The 237-nt window shown below is 62.0% G+C and carries 1 pseudogene; it reads left to right on the top strand.

The annotated features are described in order from the left end of the window. Nucleotides 1-237, top strand: a pseudogene (locus M2D63_RS26095) (EamA/RhaT family transporter); the annotation flags it as partial.

Genomic DNA, 237 nt, shown 5'->3' with positions numbered 1-237 from the left:
GGCGGCGCTGGCACTCTGGCAGCCCGCCCAGTTGCAGGTGGATGCGCCGCTTGAGCGCGGGAGCCTGTTCTGGCTGTTCAGCCTGGGCTGCGCGATTTTCGGTTCGTTGCTGGCGGCGCTGTTGTGGAACGCCGCGTCCAAGCGCATGCAGCTGACCTTGAGCGTCCAGTTGATTTTCTTAGAAAAACTGTTCGCCTTGCTGTATGCCTTCATATGGCGCCAGAGCGGTCCGAGCCT

It is taken from the genome of Pseudomonas sp. BJa5, from assembly GCF_030272875.2.
In the GTDB taxonomy this organism is placed as follows: domain Bacteria; phylum Pseudomonadota; class Gammaproteobacteria; order Pseudomonadales; family Pseudomonadaceae; genus Aquipseudomonas.
The sequence above is the reverse complement of the archived record's forward strand: the minus strand, read 5'-3'. Positions and strand labels throughout refer to the sequence as shown.